The organism is Teredinibacter waterburyi, from assembly GCF_001922985.1.
In the GTDB taxonomy this organism is placed as follows: domain Bacteria; phylum Pseudomonadota; class Gammaproteobacteria; order Pseudomonadales; family Cellvibrionaceae; genus Teredinibacter; species Teredinibacter waterburyi.
In genome coordinates this window covers 1-15,931 of record NZ_MRUH01000022.1, presented here as the reverse complement: position 1 = coordinate 15,931, position 15,931 = coordinate 1, and the positions used below count along the sequence as shown (strand labels likewise).

Sequence of the window (15,931 nt, the reverse complement as noted above, 5' to 3'; positions counted from 1 at the left end):
CGAACATCCATACAACTCGCTGCTAAAATAACGCCCTAACTACTCAACACGACCCCAGACAACGACCCTATGAAAGACGCCATAAAACTCATTGTAGGCCTCGGAAATCCAGGTGCAGAATACGCGCATACCCGTCATAATGCCGGCCAAGATTTTGTTGAGGCAATCGCGCAAACTTATGGCGAGACGTTACAAAACACCCCCAAACACTTTGGCTTTAGTGGTCGAGTTATTATTGGCGGCAAAGATGTACGGTTACTGATACCCACAACTTTTATGAACCGCAGTGGCCAAGCTGTAGCCTCGTTAGCCAACTTTTATAAGGTAGCGCCAGAAAATATTCTCGTTGCACACGACGAATTAGATCTCGCACCTGGGGCGGCCAAATTAAAGATTGGCGGCGGTCACGGCGGTCACAACGGCCTGCGAGATATTATTGCAGCGCTAGGCAACAACAATGGCTTTGGCCGCTTACGCATAGGAATTGGCCACCCCGGCAACGCCAAGCTGGTCAGTAACTATGTTTTAAAGAAGGCCCCGAGTGCCGAGCAGGCGTTGATTGACGACGCCATTCGGGAGAGCGAAAAAGCCGTTCCCGATTTAGTTAACGGCGATTGGGAAAAGGCCATGCGCGAGCTGCACACCAGCACAGCCTAAACACTACAGCAAAAAAATTAAGCATTAACAACATCTGTTACACGACAAATCGGACACTTAGATATGGGATTTAACTGCGGCATTGTAGGCCTTCCAAACGTGGGGAAATCCACGCTCTTTAACGCCTTGACGAAAGCGGGCATCGACGCGGAAAACTTTCCATTCTGCACCATTGAACCTAATGCCGGTGTTGTCGCCGTCCCAGACCCTCGCCAAGACAAGCTTGCCGAGATCGTAAAACCTGATCGAATTGTTCCCACGACTATGGAGTTTGTTGATATCGCAGGCTTAGTCGCTGGCGCGTCTAACGGAGAAGGGCTGGGCAACAAGTTTCTAGCCAACATTCGTGAGACCGACGCCATCGCCCACGTGGTTCGCTGCTTCGACGACCCCAATATTGTCCACGTGGAAGGACGTATTGACCCTGCATCGGACATCGAAGTCATCAACACTGAACTTGCACTCGCGGACCTCGAAACCGTAGAGAAAGCCATCCAACGCTACGCCAAGGCTGCCAAGGGTAAAGACAAGCATGCAATGGAGATTAAAGCACTGCTTGAGCTTGTTCAACCTCACCTCAACGAGGCTCAGCCACTACGCACCTTCACCCTAACCGACGAACAGCGTAAAACACTAAAAGAGCTAAGTCTGCTCACCCTAAAGCCCACCATGTACATTGCCAACGTTGAAGAAGATGGCTTCGAGAACAACCCCCTACTCGACGTGGTAAAAGCAATCGCTGAGAGTGAAGATGCGATTGTGGTGACCCTTTGCAACAAGATTGAAGCCGAAATTGCCGAACTCGATGATGACGAGAAACAGGAATTCCTGGAAGACCTCGGTATGGAAGAGCCCGGCCTCAACCAAGTAATTCGCGCCGGATATGAATTGCTTGGCCTACATACCTATTTCACCGCAGGTGTGAAAGAAGTGCGTGCGTGGACTATCCCGATCGGCGCCACTGCGCCACAGGCTGCGGGCAAGATTCACACCGACTTCGAAAAGGGCTTTATCCGTGCAGAAGTCGTCGGCTACAACGACTTTATCGCCGGCAAAGGCGAGGCTGGCGCCAAAGAAGCTGGCAAGTGGCGTTTGGAAGGAAAAGACTACATCGTTAAGGATGGCGACGTTGTTCACTTCCGATTTAACGTTTAAAGGCAAAAGCGCAGCGCTCAGGGCTTGACTTTAGAGGGGCGACTAGTGAAAATAGCCGCCCTCTCGACCACCGCTAACTTTGCTGGCTAGAGCGAGGGGAAGTAAGGTTTAAAAGTTAAGGAACTCGTTAAACCGCCTAGAAGATAAAACATCTAGGTAAGATAGTTCGACATGCGATATAAAAAGCTAAATGGATTAAGCTCTATAACGCACTAGGTTAGATATAGTGGCTAGGTAGCTCAGCTGGTTAGAGCGCAGCACTCATAATGCTGAGGTCGGGAGTTCAAGTCTCCCTCTAGCTACCATCTCCCGCAAGGGGTAGATGGTAAAGAACCACTAACCTACACCCCCATCATTCCCAAAACGTGACCAATTTCCGTCCAACCTATACGCAAAAATTGCTTATAAACTTTAATCTACCCTCGCTATCGCCCCCCTAAGCAAGCCAAGAGCCTGCCGAGCGCAGCTAAACTCTGAGTAACCAACGTCACAGTTCAACTTGATTACTTCTTTATCAAGTACGTATCCTTCGTTTCTTCTAACAGCTGTAAGTTGTCGATACCCTTACACCTACAAAAGGTATCAACATCATTCTTTACTGCTGGGAATACCGTGTAGTCATCGCCAATCAAAACACCACCATCCCGCAACAAATCCCAATAAAGCGCCAACTCCATAAAGGTTTCCCCTGCTTCGTGGGCAGAATCGAGATAGACCACATCCACCTTATAATTAAGCGCCGAAAGCATCCGCGCGGCGGCAATAGACGTTAGCCGTATGGGCACAACATGTGAACACAGGTCGTAGCGAATAATATTGTTAATAAAGTGATCGAATATCTTCGGGTTACCATCGGCTTTGGCCATCAAACCGGAGAATCTTTTATGCAGCCACATATTGATGTCGCCACACCAAGTGTCAACGCACAACACCGTTCCATTGTGCGGCTTCACCCAATCGCCAAATACCCGCGCCGACGCGCCGACAAAACTACCCACTTCTATAACGAGCTTGGGCGGGCTGCCGAGCGTCTCGGTAACGAAATCTAATGTCTCTTCTGTTATATGCGCTTGCGGTTCGCTAGTGTGTAGATCGTCAACGAGATTCTCGTCGAAACTGTAATGCGACCATATATCTTCGCCATCAAACAAATCCGCCATAAGGTCCGCGTAACTTGGGTAAGATAGTGAACGGCCCGATAAGGTACGATTCACCTCGTTCAACTGCCAGTCGGGCGCAATCGTTTTCGACTTAAACCAGGCTTCTGGGATTTGAATTTCACTCATTAAGATTCTCCTTGATATAAGCGGTCGGCATTCCGTAGCTACGACGGCCAACCTAAATTCTGTGCTCGACACCAACAAGCCAAACTACTCTTGACGAAACCAGGTATAGGACGCTAGGTATGCTATTTCTAGGCGCCTTATTTTTCGACTCAGTCATTTAAGCGCACAACAAGTCGATTAAAGTGTTAGCACGTTGACGAAGCACATCGAATGAATAATTAGAGAGGTAGCCATCCGTTTGCTCAGTAGTATCTGCACGTACAACCCTTCCAAGCTCGAGCAACCTAAGCATCTGATCGGCTATCGCAAAAATATCATCGGGGTCGACCAGTAAACTACTGGCAAGATTTCTATGCTCCGCAGCACCAACTTTCTCGCTTAACAAAATAGGAACACCGGTATAAAAACATTCAAGGGCAAACATCGAATGGCCTTCGTATTTCGACAGTAAACAAGCACCGCGCACTTCCGCTAACAACTTTAAGGTCTCGCTATGTTCAAGGCTGGGGCGATACGCAATTACGCTCGCTAAGCCAAGTGTATCTATTCTCGCCAATACCCGCTCCGCCTCATTTCCATCGCCAACCAAATAGGCCACAAATCCTTCGGGGAGAAGCTGATTCACTTTTAAGTGATAGAGCGCACCGAGAAAGTTATAGACATTTTTTTGGTGTACGCCTTGTGATGAAAGCCGGCCTAGAAACACGACACTAGCGTTCGACTCCCGTCGATGCTTACGCAGGTGGCGAGCTTCTGCGTAATGATCACCTGGGGGGAAGTTAGGTAGTTGGTGATAGCTAATGCGCGCGCGCTCCAGATCGTGGTTAAAATAGCGCGTGCGATGATAGTCAATATAGTAGCGGGTGGTAGACCACACCTGCCGTAATTTCGCGCTTAGCTCGCGCGCCGCTGCGAACATATCTCTTGGGTAAGCCAACTCGCCAGAAGTGAACACTTCCGTCTCGGTACAGCCGTGAATCCTCACGGTAACATTGTCGATATTTACATCAATCAACTTAACTAAGCGAAGATGAATATCGCTACTTTCAAAAGTCTCAAAGATAACGCCATCCCACTTACCCGCAAGTGAAGCCGCGATATTCTCGTCAAGGTTCGCCGTATCATCAATATCGACTATATGCAGGTGGCAATTTAACCCTTCCGGAAGTTCTGCAGCCTTGTAACTTAACAGGTGTACTTCGTGATCAAGGCTGCAATAAGCGTAAAGCGCGTTAACACTCGCGTTTGCGTAACCTGAAATCGCGGGGTAAAAGTCAGGGACGACTACAAGTATCCTCGCCATAGTACATATTCCTATTCCGATCTATATAGCGACGCCAAAAATAGTTGCTGCGGCACGCGATTGAGCATTGAGACGTAATCTGGGGCATTGATAACTAAAGAAGAGTATAGACCATTGTTTATATACTGACGGGCGGGGGAGAGCTCAAAAAATGATCGCCAAGCTAGCTAGATACTACACTTGTTAACCTTATATCGATAACTGAAATTGGCAAGATACCAAGTAACGTAACACAGATACGGGGAATCACGGAAGGTGAAGGGTGGTCGTAGCAAAGCGGTACAGAAGAGCCGTCTTAGAACAAACTACAACAAGAGGCTACAACCGTTAGGCCGAGCGACTTAAACGGCTGAAGTTAACCATGCGGAATTAAAAAGCGATATGGTAATGACGCAGTAACCTGCGCCATTCAAGCGTCAGTGACTAATCATCCAAGGACGCATCGACGGGAACATCTTCTCACCCTTCGCTGTATACAGTAAATTCGACTTGCCTATCTTGCGCTCGCAACCACAACCTTTCGAATGCTGCTCGTCATCGGCGCGGCGATCTTTTGTCGAATGAGTAGGCTCGTGCTGATTGCGCTCATTTACCTCATGAGCGTGCTTTTTTTCCGGTGCCATCCTAACCAGCTCTGGCGAAAGCCGAATAATACGGGCAGACAATTCGCCGCAGCGCGGACAAGCACAGGGCTTATCGCTATCATCCATCGTCGCAAGATCATTAAACACACCATGCTCGGCACACTTGTAATCGTAAACTGGCATTTTAAGGTCTCCGTTATTACTGATATTCAATTCTAATTTTGAGGAGCGGGTAAAAATCAACGCTCTAGCGGCGCGCTAATAAATACCCGCCCCAACGAGCTAACCAAACACAGGAACAACATACGGGCTTGGCATTTTACGGGGCGGTGAACTAATACATTACCTAATCCAAATCAGGTGCGAGAGGAACCTGCACAGAACCATCTAATTCAATGGTTGGACCATCGCTACCAGGCTGTACATTAAATTCAAAAATATCCGTCGGCAGCCATAAAGTCGCACAGGCATTCGGAATATCCACTACACCACTGATATGCCCCTGCACCGGCGCAGTGCCCAAAATGGCATAGGCTTGTGCTCGCGAGTAGCCGAACTTCTCTAGATAGTTAATCGCATTCAAACACGCTTGGCGGTAAGCAATATGCACATCAAGATAATGTTGTTTGCCACCCTCATCTACCGAGATACCTTCAAAGATTAGGTAGTCGTCATACTTCGGCGTTATTGGGCTCGGTTTGAAAATAGGGTTTTTAATCGCATATTTTTCCATGCCGCCTTTAATAAGGTTCACACGGAGGTGAATCCAACCCGCCATTTCAATCGCACCACAAAAGGTAATTTCACCGTCACCCTGACTGAAGTGTAAGTCGCCTACCGAAAGGCCGGCCTCTTTAACATATACGGGGAAGTAAATTTTAGAACCGCGAGATAAATCTTTAATATCGCAGTTACCACCGTGCTCTCTTGGCGGTACAGTACGAGCACCTTCCGCCGCGGCTTTCGCTTTGGCGTCGCCGGAAAGCGTCCCCATATGAGCGGTATCGGCATAGGGCAAGGTCGCCAGTGGTGGCGTTTTATCTGGGTCTGTATCGTATAAGGCTTGCTCGCGGGTGTTCCACTCTTCAAGCAAACTCTTCGATGGCAAGCAGCCGATCAAACCCGGATGGATCAAACCGGCGTACTCAACACCGGGAACATGTCGCGACTTGGTAAACATGCCATTAATATCCCAAATAGACTTCTGCGCTTCGGGAAAATGATCGGTTAAAAACCCGCCGCCATTTTTCTTCGAGAAGAAGCCATTAAACCCCCACAAACTCTCGTCGAACGTACCAATATCGAGAATATCAACAACCAAAAGGTCACCGGGCTCTGCACCCTCAACACCTACGGGGCCAGATAAAAAGTGTACTTGGCTCAAATCGACGTCACGCACATCGGCCGCGTCGTCGTTATTGGAAATCTGGCCGCCGGTCCAATCGTAACATTCAATCTTAAAATCATCGCCCGGCTTTACTTTTACCGCCATTGGAATATCTGGGTGCCAACGGTTGTGAATTTTTTCATTGGTATAAGGTGATTCTTTTAGATCTACCTTAATGATTGTTTCTGCCATTGTTTAATCTCCCAAGGTTCGATTCAATTTAAAAACTTTCGATTTACTAACAATTGCTGTTAATTATGGGTTACAGCGAAATCTAAAAGTATTGGATAAACGACTAACCAAACTACGTCAAATAACGTATATACCCATCACTGCAAGATAAACGCTAAATACCTACCGTTTTACACCGACAGGTATTTCTTAATCTTGTCGGTATTAACATTCTCTTTTAGATCTTCGTGAATAAACGTACCCTTATCGATAACGATAATGCGATCAGCCACGGCCATGGTAAAACTCAACACCTGCTCAGAGACAATAATAGTAATGTCTCGCATCTTTTTAATCTCATTGAGCACATTGGCAATATCTTTAATAATTGAGGGCTGAATACCTTCCGTAGGTTCATCTAACAACAACACCTTAGGGTTGGTGACCAGCGCACGTGCAATCGCCAACTGTTGCTGCTGACCACCAGAGAGGTTGCCACCTTTGCGCTTGCGCATATCGCGCAGCACCGGAAACAACGCATAAATTTCGTCGGGTATCTTTTTTAATTTTGATACCTCCATGCCGGTCTCAATATTTTCTTGTACGGTCAAGGAAGGGAAAATCATCCGCCCCTGCGGAACATAGGCAATACCATTTTCGACACGCTGATAGCTATCCATTTTTGAAACATTCACACCATCTATCGCAACCTCGCCATCAGACAACGGCAAGATTCCTATCAGGGATTTAAATAGCGTGGTCTTACCCATGCCATTACGCCCCATAATTGCGAGCGTTTCGTTGCGAGGCACAGAGAAATCTAAACCGTGAATAACTTCACTCTGACCATAAGACACTTTTAAATTGGAAACATTTAGCATAATTCACCTTTCGGATTAACAAGCACTGACAACAGCGAAAGCAGACAAACCTGCACAACTAGTGACCGAGATAGACTTCAATAACCTTGGGGTCGTTCTGAACTTTTTGCATATTCCCCGCCGCCAGAATTTTACCTTGGTGCAACACCGTTACCTTGTGTGCAATACGTGCAACAAAATCCATATCGTGTTCTATCACCAATACAGATCGGCCCTCGCTAATACGGTTTAATAATTCCGCCGTTTGCTCGCGCTCTTTTACACTCATCCCCGCCACGGGCTCATCGAGCATTAGTAACTGCGGGTCTTGGATCAGTAGCATGCCGATTTCCAACCACTGCTTTTGGCCATGGCTCAACAAGCCAGCTTCGGTCTCAAGTGCATCAAAAAGCATAATCTCTTTGGCAATTTCGTAGACTTTATTCAAAACCGTATCGGTTCGTTTAAAGAACAGCGACCCGACCACACCACGACCTTTGGGATAAGAAATTTCGAGGTTTTCAAACACCGATAGATTTTCGTAAATAGAAGGTGTTTGAAATTTACGGCCCACGCCAGCACGTACAATTTCGTGCTCCGACATTTTGGTGAGTTCTTTATTAAGAAATTTTATGCTGCCAGAGGTAGACTTTGTCTTGCCGCAAATAAGATCTAGCACCGTAGTTTTGCCAGCCCCATTAGGGCCAATCACCACGTGCAGTTCATTTTTATCGATATACAGATTTAGATCATCTACCGCTTTAAAGCCGTCGAAAGAAACCGTTAGGTTTTCAATCGACAAGGTAAAATCAGTTTCGGAACTCATAATACACTCCAGATAAACTTAGTTTTATAAGGCTAGGTTAGTGACTGCTCTACCCAGCATCTTCCGCTAACTGTTTTGGCTCTCTATTCAATACAACCGTCGTAAACTTGTCTTTTAACTGCTTAAGCCGGTCAGTCAAATAGTGTCCGTAGTCGTCCCAGATTCCCGCCAATCCATTCGGGAAAAACATGACTACCGATATAAACAGACCGCCCATTAAGAACAACCAAAGCTCAGGGAACGACTCGGAGAAAGTGGTTTTACCAAAATTAATAAGCAATGTTCCGTAGACCGCACCTATTAGCGACATACGTCCACCAATCGCACAGAAGATCACCATTTCAATGGAAGGCACAATGCCCACAAACGACGGCGACATAAAGCCAACCTGCAAGGTAAACATAGCGCCGCCAATCGCGGAGATTAGTGCGGCGATACAAAAGATAAAGATTTTGAAGTTAGAAACATCGTAGCCTGAAAAACGCACCCGATCTTCTTTATCGCGCATGGCTAAAAGTAGGCGGCCAAACTTGCTAGTTAGAATGAATCGACTCAGTACAATTACGCCCAACAATAAAAAGCAATTTACGAAGTAAAATATATACTTGGCATTATTGGAGGTAATGTCCCAGCCGTGTAGTGTACGCAAATCGGTAATACCGTTAATACCACCGGTAAAGCCCTGCTGGCCAACAATAAGTACCGTTAAAATTACCGCGATTACCTGAGTAATAATGGCGAAGTAAACACCACCTACGCGGCGTTTAAACATTGCCGCACCAACAAGGTAAGCAAAAGCTGCGGGTAAAATTAAGATCGCTAGAATCGTAAAGGTAAAGCTGTTGAAGGGTTCCCAAAACCACGGTAGCGAGGTAATTTGGTTCCAGTCCATAAAGTCTGGAATTCCGGGTGTGGATTGTATCGCGGTATTTTCAGGCGATGAGGCTTCCAGCTTAAGGAACATCGCCATGCCGTAGCCGCCCAGGCCAAAGAAAATTCCCTGCCCTAAACTTAAAGTACCGCCATAGCCCCAAAGCAGGACTAAGCTTACCGCCGCAAACGCATAGGTAAGATACTTACCCACCAAGTTTAAGCGGAACAAATCTAAGAATGTGGGAAATATAACTAGGATCAATGTAGCGAGAATAATGAACCCTGTAAGCCCACTTTTTCCGCCCATCAATTTCTCATATACAAAGCTCATACTCGTCTCCTAAATATTTTTAAGCCTGTTACCGTCAGCAAGTTTGGTATTAGGGTTTAACGCTCAACCAAGTTTAAACCGCTAGTTATAAACCCTAGATGACCATCGTCTAACGACGAACCTTGCTAGCGAAAAGCCCTTCTGGCTTAAACATCAAAATAATGACCAGTGCGAGTAAGGTGTATACCTTCGCCATAGATCCGCTAATAAAGAACTCGAGAATAGATTGCGCCTGGGCAATAGAAAATGCCGATGCAATGGTGCCAAATAAGCTGGCAGCGCCACCGAAGACCACAACCATAAAGGTATCAACAATATAGAGTGAACCCGTAGTTGGCCCTGTAGACGCAATGGTGGTAAATGCAGCCCCAGCAATACCGGCGATGCCGCAGCCTAACGCGAAGGTATAGCGGTCGATTTTCTTGGTATTGATGCCGACAGCACCACTCATAATTCGGTTTTGGGTGGTAGCGCGAACACGCAAACCCCAACTCGATTTAAATAGAAGATAAAAAACACCTAGTGTTACAACAGCCGTCAGTGCTAATACGAACATTCCGTTAAGTGGAATATCAATCGTTTCCGTCGGTTGGTAAGATCCCATCAACCAATCCGGTAGCGTCGGGCTTACTTCACGTGCACCAAAAATAGAACGAAACGATTGCTGCATAATTAAACTTAAGCCCCAGGTCGCAAGCAAGGTATCGAGTGGGCGCTTATACAAATGCCTTATCAAAGCGAATTCGGCGAGATAGCCGAGTAACCCCGCAACCAGAAACGAAAGCAATATCGCAATTAAGAAGTAGTAAGGCATTAAAGTTGGAAGGTAGCTTTCAGTAAGGCTAGACATAAAGTAGGTGGTGTAGGCACCAACCGCCATAAACTCACCGTGGGCCATATTAATCACACCCATCTGACCAAAAATAATGGCCAAACCGAGGGCCATTAAAAGTAGTACGCTGAATAAACTAATACCCGCGAAGCCCTGCATTGCCAATATGGACCCCAATTCGCTGTAGGTATATTCGCCCATTTGAAATCTCCGCTAATTAATTAATCTAATTGGAACAATGAAACGAACGTCCTTGTCCGTATACTCACCAGCTACTGGTAGCCAGCTGGGAAGGGGTCTGGCTCTAACAACTCAGATTCATAGACAACAGTTGCTTGACCATCCTTGTTCCACTTACCTACTCGCGCAACACTCCATAGGTGGTGATTTTTATGCAATTTAACGTAGCCTTCCGGCGCTGTAGTCAATTCGATATCGCCCATTTCAGAAACCGCTACCACTTTATCAACATCAAAGGTTCCAGCTTTTTCAACAGCGGCCTTCCATAACCATGGGCCGAGATAGGCTGCCTGGGTCACATCACCAATTACGCTATCGTCACCCCACATTTCTTTAAAGGCTTTAACGAACGCTTTGTTGTTAGGGTTATCCTGACTTTGGAAGTACTTCATTATTGAGTAGAAGCCTTCAAGGTTTTCACCGCCTATGCCTAACACTTCATCTTCAGTTACCGAAATGGTTAGTAGGGTTTGCTTCTTAGAAGTAATACCGGCTGCTTTTAATTGCTTAAACCACGCAACGTTACTGCCACCAACAACCGCGGCATAGATAACATCAGGCTTTTTCAAACGAATTTTGTTAATTACAGAGCCGAACTGGGTATTGCCGAGCGGCTTGTATTCTTCACCAACAACTTTGCCTCCAAGAACGTTCTCGATATGCTTACGCGCAATTTTCATCGAGGTACGTGGCCAGATGTAGTCCGAGCCAATAAGGTAAAATGTTTTCGCACCCTTCTCTTTTGCTACCCAATTTAAGCCATCAAGAATTTGCTGAGTCGCTTCTTGACCGGTGTAAATCACGTTTTTAGATTGCTCAAGCCCCTCGTAGAAGGTTGGGTAATAAAGCAAGCCGTTTTCTTTTTCAAAAACAGGCAGGGCCGCTTTTCGCGAAGCTGAAGTCCAACAACCAAATACAGCTGCAACCTTATCTTTTACCAATAGCTTACGGGATTTTTCTGCGAAGGTTGGCCAGTCACTCGCACCATCTTCTTGAATCACTTTAATCTGCCGACCGAGAATGCCGCCCATATCATTAATTTGCTTGATAGCCAGTTTCTCGGCTTCCTGTGCGCCTGTCTCACTAATCGCCATGGTGCCGGTTAGTGAATGAAGGATGCCAACCGTAACCGTATCATCGGTAACAGCAAGGCCTGTGGTATTTGCGCTATCGGCTTGCGCCGACAAGCTCGCCAATAAAAAAGCGCTCACCCCAACAACTCTTAGGAGACCTCGTCGGAACTCAAAGCGCGTCAAACTCTTAATAACTGATGTAGCTTTCATGGTTTATCCTCTGTAGTGGTTCTATCACGGAAAACTGTGGTGTAGCGCCATTGTCGATGTTGTCGCCGCTACTGGGTATTCGACAAATGATCCCCTTAACTACGTTATTTAACGCATATGAAAGCGGCACAAAGCCTTATATTTTGTGCGCGTAAGCGAGGTGAGAAGCAGCTAAGTTGAGTGAATTAATCAGTCGATAATACGGAAGATTTGAACAACGAATTAATCTTGGCCCGATAATCGCTCATAATCCTTAAAGATTAGGTGTGACATAGGGAAATCCAGGAGGGGCAGCTTTACACACCTACAGCACATAACGCGGTTTATAACTACAAGCCGCACCTAAACCGAGCTAGATCTAAATTAAACAGTTACATTTCAGTTGTGTTTGGCAGAGGTAAGCGCTTCGTGGCCGAGGGTATGAAATTATGGCGGCGAAACAGCAAATTTATCGCGTAAGACGAAACTACAACCAGTGGGTGAACAACCAAACCCTAGAAGACTATGCTCTGCGCTTTACCGCCAAGGCATCGCGTCGCTGGTCACTAGGGCGCGTCGCCAACACCGCCCTAGGGGCAATATCCTTTCTCGCCCTAGAAGCCATCGGCGCCGCCATTACACTTAGTTACGGTTTTGAGAACGCCGCCGCTGCTATCTTAGTCGTTGGCGTTTTGATTTTTGCAGCGGGTTTACCCATCTGCTATTACGCTGCAAAATATGGCGTCGACATAGATTTGCTCACTCGTGGTGCAGGCTTTGGCTATATCGGCTCTACCGCAACCTCACTTATATATGCCTCTTTCACATTTATTTTCTTTGCCCTAGAAGCCGCCATTATGGCCAAGGCTCTGGAATTAACTCTCGCCATCCCCCTCGCGATTGGCTATGTGATTAGCTCCATCGTGGTAATACCACTGGTTTTTTACGGCATAACTTTTATAAGTCGATTCCAACTCTGGACTCAGCCCATCTGGATTGCTTTACAACTACTGCCGTTTATTTTTATTTTTTTCAACGACGCGACCTTATACCGAGACTGGCAGGACTATCAAGGCACCAAGCAAACACAAATCGGTTTGGATATTCTGCTCTTCGGTGCCGCCGCTTCGGTGATGTTTGCCCTAGTCGCACAAATTGGCGAGCAGGTAGACTTCCTACGATTTTTACCGGAAAAAACTCCAGAGAACCGCGCAAAATGGTGGACAGCATTAATTCTCGCTGGGCCAGGCTGGATTGTTGTGGGTTGTATAAAAATGCTGATTGGTTCGTTCCTCGCCGTGGTCGCCGTTAAGTATGGCAGCACCATTAGTGATGCCGCCGACCCTGCCACCATGTACGCGGTTGCATTTCGTTTCGTTACCGATAACCAACACCTCGCACTCGCCCTAGCCGGCATTTTTGTGGTTATTTCTCAGCTGAAGATTAATGTCACAAATGCCTACGCGGGCTCCATCGCTTGGTCCAATTTTTTCTCGCGGCTAACTCATAACCATCCTGGCCGTGTAGTCTGGCTGGTATTTAACGTTGCCATTGCCCTGCTCCTTATGGAACTAGGTATCTACCACGCCTTTGAAAGTACGCTCAGCATCTATGCCATAGTTGCCGTCAGTTGGGTCGGCGCGTTGGTTGCAGATCTGGTGCTGAATAAGCCCTTAGGCTTGAGCCCAAAGCATATTGAATTTAAACGCGCTTACCTTTACGACGTTAACCCCGTTGGCGTAGGGGCAATGCTAGCGGCATCGTCTATCGGCATACTTTCTTACCTTGGTATTTTCGGTGATCATGCCCACGCTCTCGCGCACTTTATAGCGCTGCTAAGCGCCTTTGTGATTGCGCCATTACTGGCAGTAATTACCAAGGGAAAATACTATATAGCGCGCAGCCCATTTATTTTTACCGACAAATGCGAAGATGTGGAATGCAGTATTTGCCAGAATCATTTTGAAACGGAAGATATGGCCATGTGCCCGGCCTATGATGGCTATATCTGTTCGCTTTGCTGTTCTCTTGATGCGCGCTGTCAGGATTCGTGTAAAACTGGTCTCGATCTAGGCGCACGTTTTATTCAACTCACGCAAAGATGGCTACCCGATTTTGCCGCCGACTATATCAATTTACGCCTACTGCATTTCGTGCTGCTGCTTTCAGTTGTTGCGGCCGTTACCGGCATACTTCTAGCGTTAATTTACACAAACATTCGCACCGACAGCCTAGATATTAACCTGCTCTTAGAAGCTACCCTCTGGAAGGTATTTTTTATTCTTACCATTGTTGCCGGCGTTATTTGCTGGCTATTTGTATTAGCTCATCAGAGCCAGATCGTGGCCCAAGAAGAATCGCAAACGCAAACCCGAAAACTTGTTCAAGAAATAGAAGCTCACGAAAAAACCGACTTAAAGTTACAGATGGCAAAAGAGCAGGCCGAAGCGGCGAACAATGCTAAAAGCCGCTACTTGACTGGTATAAGTCACGAATTGCGTTCACCGTTAAATACCGTACTAGGCTATGCCCAACTTATGGAGATGGATCAGTCCATTGCAGAATCAGCGCGCGATAAGATTTCGGTTATCAAACGTAGCGGTGAACACCTAGCGGATTTGATTGAAGGTCTTCTGGACATATCTAAAATAGAAGCAGGCCGCCTAGAAATACAGCGCAACCCGATTCGCTTTAAAAGCTTGCTCGATCAACTGGAATTGATGTTCAGAATTCAAGCGGAAGACAAAGATTTAGATTTTGTTTTTGAACGGCTATCCCCCATACCGGCAGCCGTAATGGGCGATGAAAAGCGCGTGCGCCAGATTCTTATCAACTTGCTATCGAATGCGGTTAAATTCACCGAGCATGGTCAAGTTAAATTTAGTATTAGCTACCGCAATCAAGTTGCTGAATTTAAAATTACCGATACTGGTGTCGGTATTCATGAGGACGAATTCGAACGTATATTTAAACCCTTCGAGCGCGTTCGTCGGCCCGGTAACCCGGCCGTACCCGGCACAGGTTTAGGGCTAACCATTACCCGTTTACTAACCGACATTATGGGCGGTGACATATCCGTAGAACCCAATCCAGAAGGCGGCTGTATTTTTACAGTGTGGTTAATGTTGTCGCGCGTCGATATTCCTCGCAGTGAATATGTTAAGCCACGAAAAATTTACGGTTACCAAGGTGAACGCCGCTCAATTATGGTGGTGGACGATGATGCAACCCATAGAGGCTTGATTGGCGACTTGTTAACGCCATTGGGTTTCGGCGTGGTAGAGGCACCCGATGCTGAATCCTGCCTCGATATGATCGAGGACTTTACCCCCAATATATTCTTAATCGATCGGCGCATGCCGGGTATGGACGGGCCGAAACTTGCGGAAACACTACGTCAAATCGGCTTCCAGGTTCCCATCGTCATGGTTACGGCCAATGCCAACGAAGACATACTAAGCGATGACGAGTTGCTGTTGCGCAGTAAAACCGAAATTCAAGAAGCGCCCTACAACCACTACCTTATTAAGCCCATTCGACTCGATGATTTGCTACAGAGTTTAGACAAATTTTTGAATCTTGAATGGATATACGAATCTAAAACGGCCGACCAATCTTACATTCAGGCAAGCGGTAAAAACAAAGCAGCCAGTACACAATTCTCTGTAGCCGCTGAACAGCAACTTCCCAGTCAAAAGCAATGTGAAAATATTATTGAGCTTGCAGAAATTGGCCATCTAAGTGGGCTAAAATCTATCGCCGCCGAGCTTAGTGATACGGCCAATATAAGCCCTGTATTTGTTACCCAGTTTAAACGCTACATCAAGGAGGTGAGGTTTAATAAAATCATTGAATTAGTAAAGGCAATACCGCAATGAAAACCCTACAAGACGATACCCGTCTCATACTCATCGTTGACGACTCTCCCGATACGCTGGGAATGCTAAACGACGCACTCGAAAATACCGGTATGACAACGCTCGTAGCCCTGGATGGCAACCAAGCGATTACCATTGCGCAAAAGCTCACCCCCGACGTTATTCTGCTAGATGCAATTATGCCGATTATCGATGGCTTTGAAACCTGTGAAAAATTAAAGTCAAACCCTGCGTTGCGTAATATCCCCGTTATTTTTATGACTGGGCTTAGCGATACTGAGAGCAT

At 46.6% G+C, this 15,931-nt stretch carries 13 protein-coding genes and 1 tRNA gene; 5 read left to right on the top strand and 9 right to left on the bottom strand.

Translation table 11 applies throughout. From position 1 onward, the window contains the following. The first annotated feature begins 69 nt into the window (after positions 1-69). From pth to IDZ20_RS02990, 3 genes are all read left to right on the top strand, one after another. The gene (gene pth / locus IDZ20_RS03000; RefSeq protein ID WP_188149950.1) at positions 70-657 is read left to right on the top strand and encodes an aminoacyl-tRNA hydrolase; all 588 of its coding nucleotides are present in this window, start codon (positions 70-72) and stop codon (positions 655-657) included. A gap of 63 nt (positions 658-720) precedes the next feature. Then, on the top strand, positions 721-1,812 hold the full coding sequence (gene ychF, locus IDZ20_RS02995; protein ID WP_188149949.1) for a redox-regulated ATPase YchF: 1,092 nt from the start codon (positions 721-723) through the stop codon (positions 1,810-1,812). Positions 1,813-2,040: 228 nt separating this feature from the next. Continuing rightward, positions 2,041-2,117: transfer RNA gene (locus tag IDZ20_RS02990), tRNA-Met, on the top strand. A 198-nt stretch (positions 2,118-2,315) separates the two neighbouring features. Here the strand turns inward: IDZ20_RS02990 and IDZ20_RS02985 are convergent. The 9 genes from IDZ20_RS02985 to urtA form a co-directional block, all read right to left on the bottom strand. Further along, positions 2,316-3,098 (bottom strand): class I SAM-dependent methyltransferase, encoded by a 783-nt coding sequence (locus IDZ20_RS02985; protein WP_188149948.1) that lies wholly within the window; start codon positions 3,096-3,098, stop codon positions 2,316-2,318. A gap of 157 nt (positions 3,099-3,255) precedes the next feature. Further along, positions 3,256-4,401, bottom strand: coding sequence for a glycosyltransferase (locus IDZ20_RS02980; protein WP_188149947.1), 1,146 nt, complete (start codon positions 4,399-4,401; stop codon positions 3,256-3,258). Positions 4,402-4,817: 416 nt separating this feature from the next. Then, the gene (locus tag IDZ20_RS02975) at positions 4,818-5,168 is read right to left on the bottom strand and encodes an FmdB family zinc ribbon protein (protein WP_188149946.1); all 351 of its coding nucleotides are present in this window, start codon (positions 5,166-5,168) and stop codon (positions 4,818-4,820) included. Positions 5,169-5,331: 163 nt separating this feature from the next. Next, a complete protein-coding gene (gene fmdA, locus IDZ20_RS02970) occupies positions 5,332-6,564 on the bottom strand; it encodes a formamidase (RefSeq protein WP_188149945.1) in 1,233 nt (410 codons plus the stop codon). A 170-nt stretch (positions 6,565-6,734) separates the two neighbouring features. Next, a complete protein-coding gene (urtE, locus tag IDZ20_RS02965) occupies positions 6,735-7,424 on the bottom strand; it encodes an urea ABC transporter ATP-binding subunit UrtE (RefSeq protein ID WP_188149944.1) in 690 nt (229 codons plus the stop codon). A gap of 58 nt (positions 7,425-7,482) precedes the next feature. Continuing rightward, complete coding sequence (urtD, locus tag IDZ20_RS02960) at positions 7,483-8,229, bottom strand: urea ABC transporter ATP-binding protein UrtD (RefSeq protein ID WP_188149943.1); 747 nt, start codon at positions 8,227-8,229, stop codon at positions 7,483-7,485. A 49-nt stretch (positions 8,230-8,278) separates the two neighbouring features. Beyond that, a complete protein-coding gene (urtC, locus tag IDZ20_RS02955; protein WP_188149942.1) occupies positions 8,279-9,433 on the bottom strand; it encodes an urea ABC transporter permease subunit UrtC in 1,155 nt (384 codons plus the stop codon). A gap of 109 nt (positions 9,434-9,542) precedes the next feature. Next, positions 9,543-10,466 (bottom strand): urea ABC transporter permease subunit UrtB, encoded by a 924-nt coding sequence (gene urtB / locus IDZ20_RS02950; RefSeq protein WP_188149941.1) that lies wholly within the window; start codon positions 10,464-10,466, stop codon positions 9,543-9,545. A gap of 71 nt (positions 10,467-10,537) precedes the next feature. Continuing rightward, positions 10,538-11,788, bottom strand: coding sequence for an urea ABC transporter substrate-binding protein (gene urtA, locus IDZ20_RS02945; protein WP_188149940.1), 1,251 nt, complete (start codon positions 11,786-11,788; stop codon positions 10,538-10,540). 428 nt (positions 11,789-12,216) lie between these two features. Here urtA and IDZ20_RS02940 point away from each other — a divergent pair, with 428 nt between their 5' ends. Together IDZ20_RS02940 and IDZ20_RS02935 are read left to right on the top strand one after the other, a co-directional pair. Next, the gene (locus IDZ20_RS02940) at positions 12,217-15,645 is read left to right on the top strand and encodes a hybrid sensor histidine kinase/response regulator (RefSeq protein WP_188149939.1); all 3,429 of its coding nucleotides are present in this window, start codon (positions 12,217-12,219) and stop codon (positions 15,643-15,645) included. Beyond that, positions 15,642-15,931, top strand: a 290-nt coding sequence (locus IDZ20_RS02935; protein ID WP_188149938.1) for a response regulator, incomplete at its 3' end; no start/stop codon positions are given. The genes IDZ20_RS02940 and IDZ20_RS02935, both read left to right, overlap by 4 nt.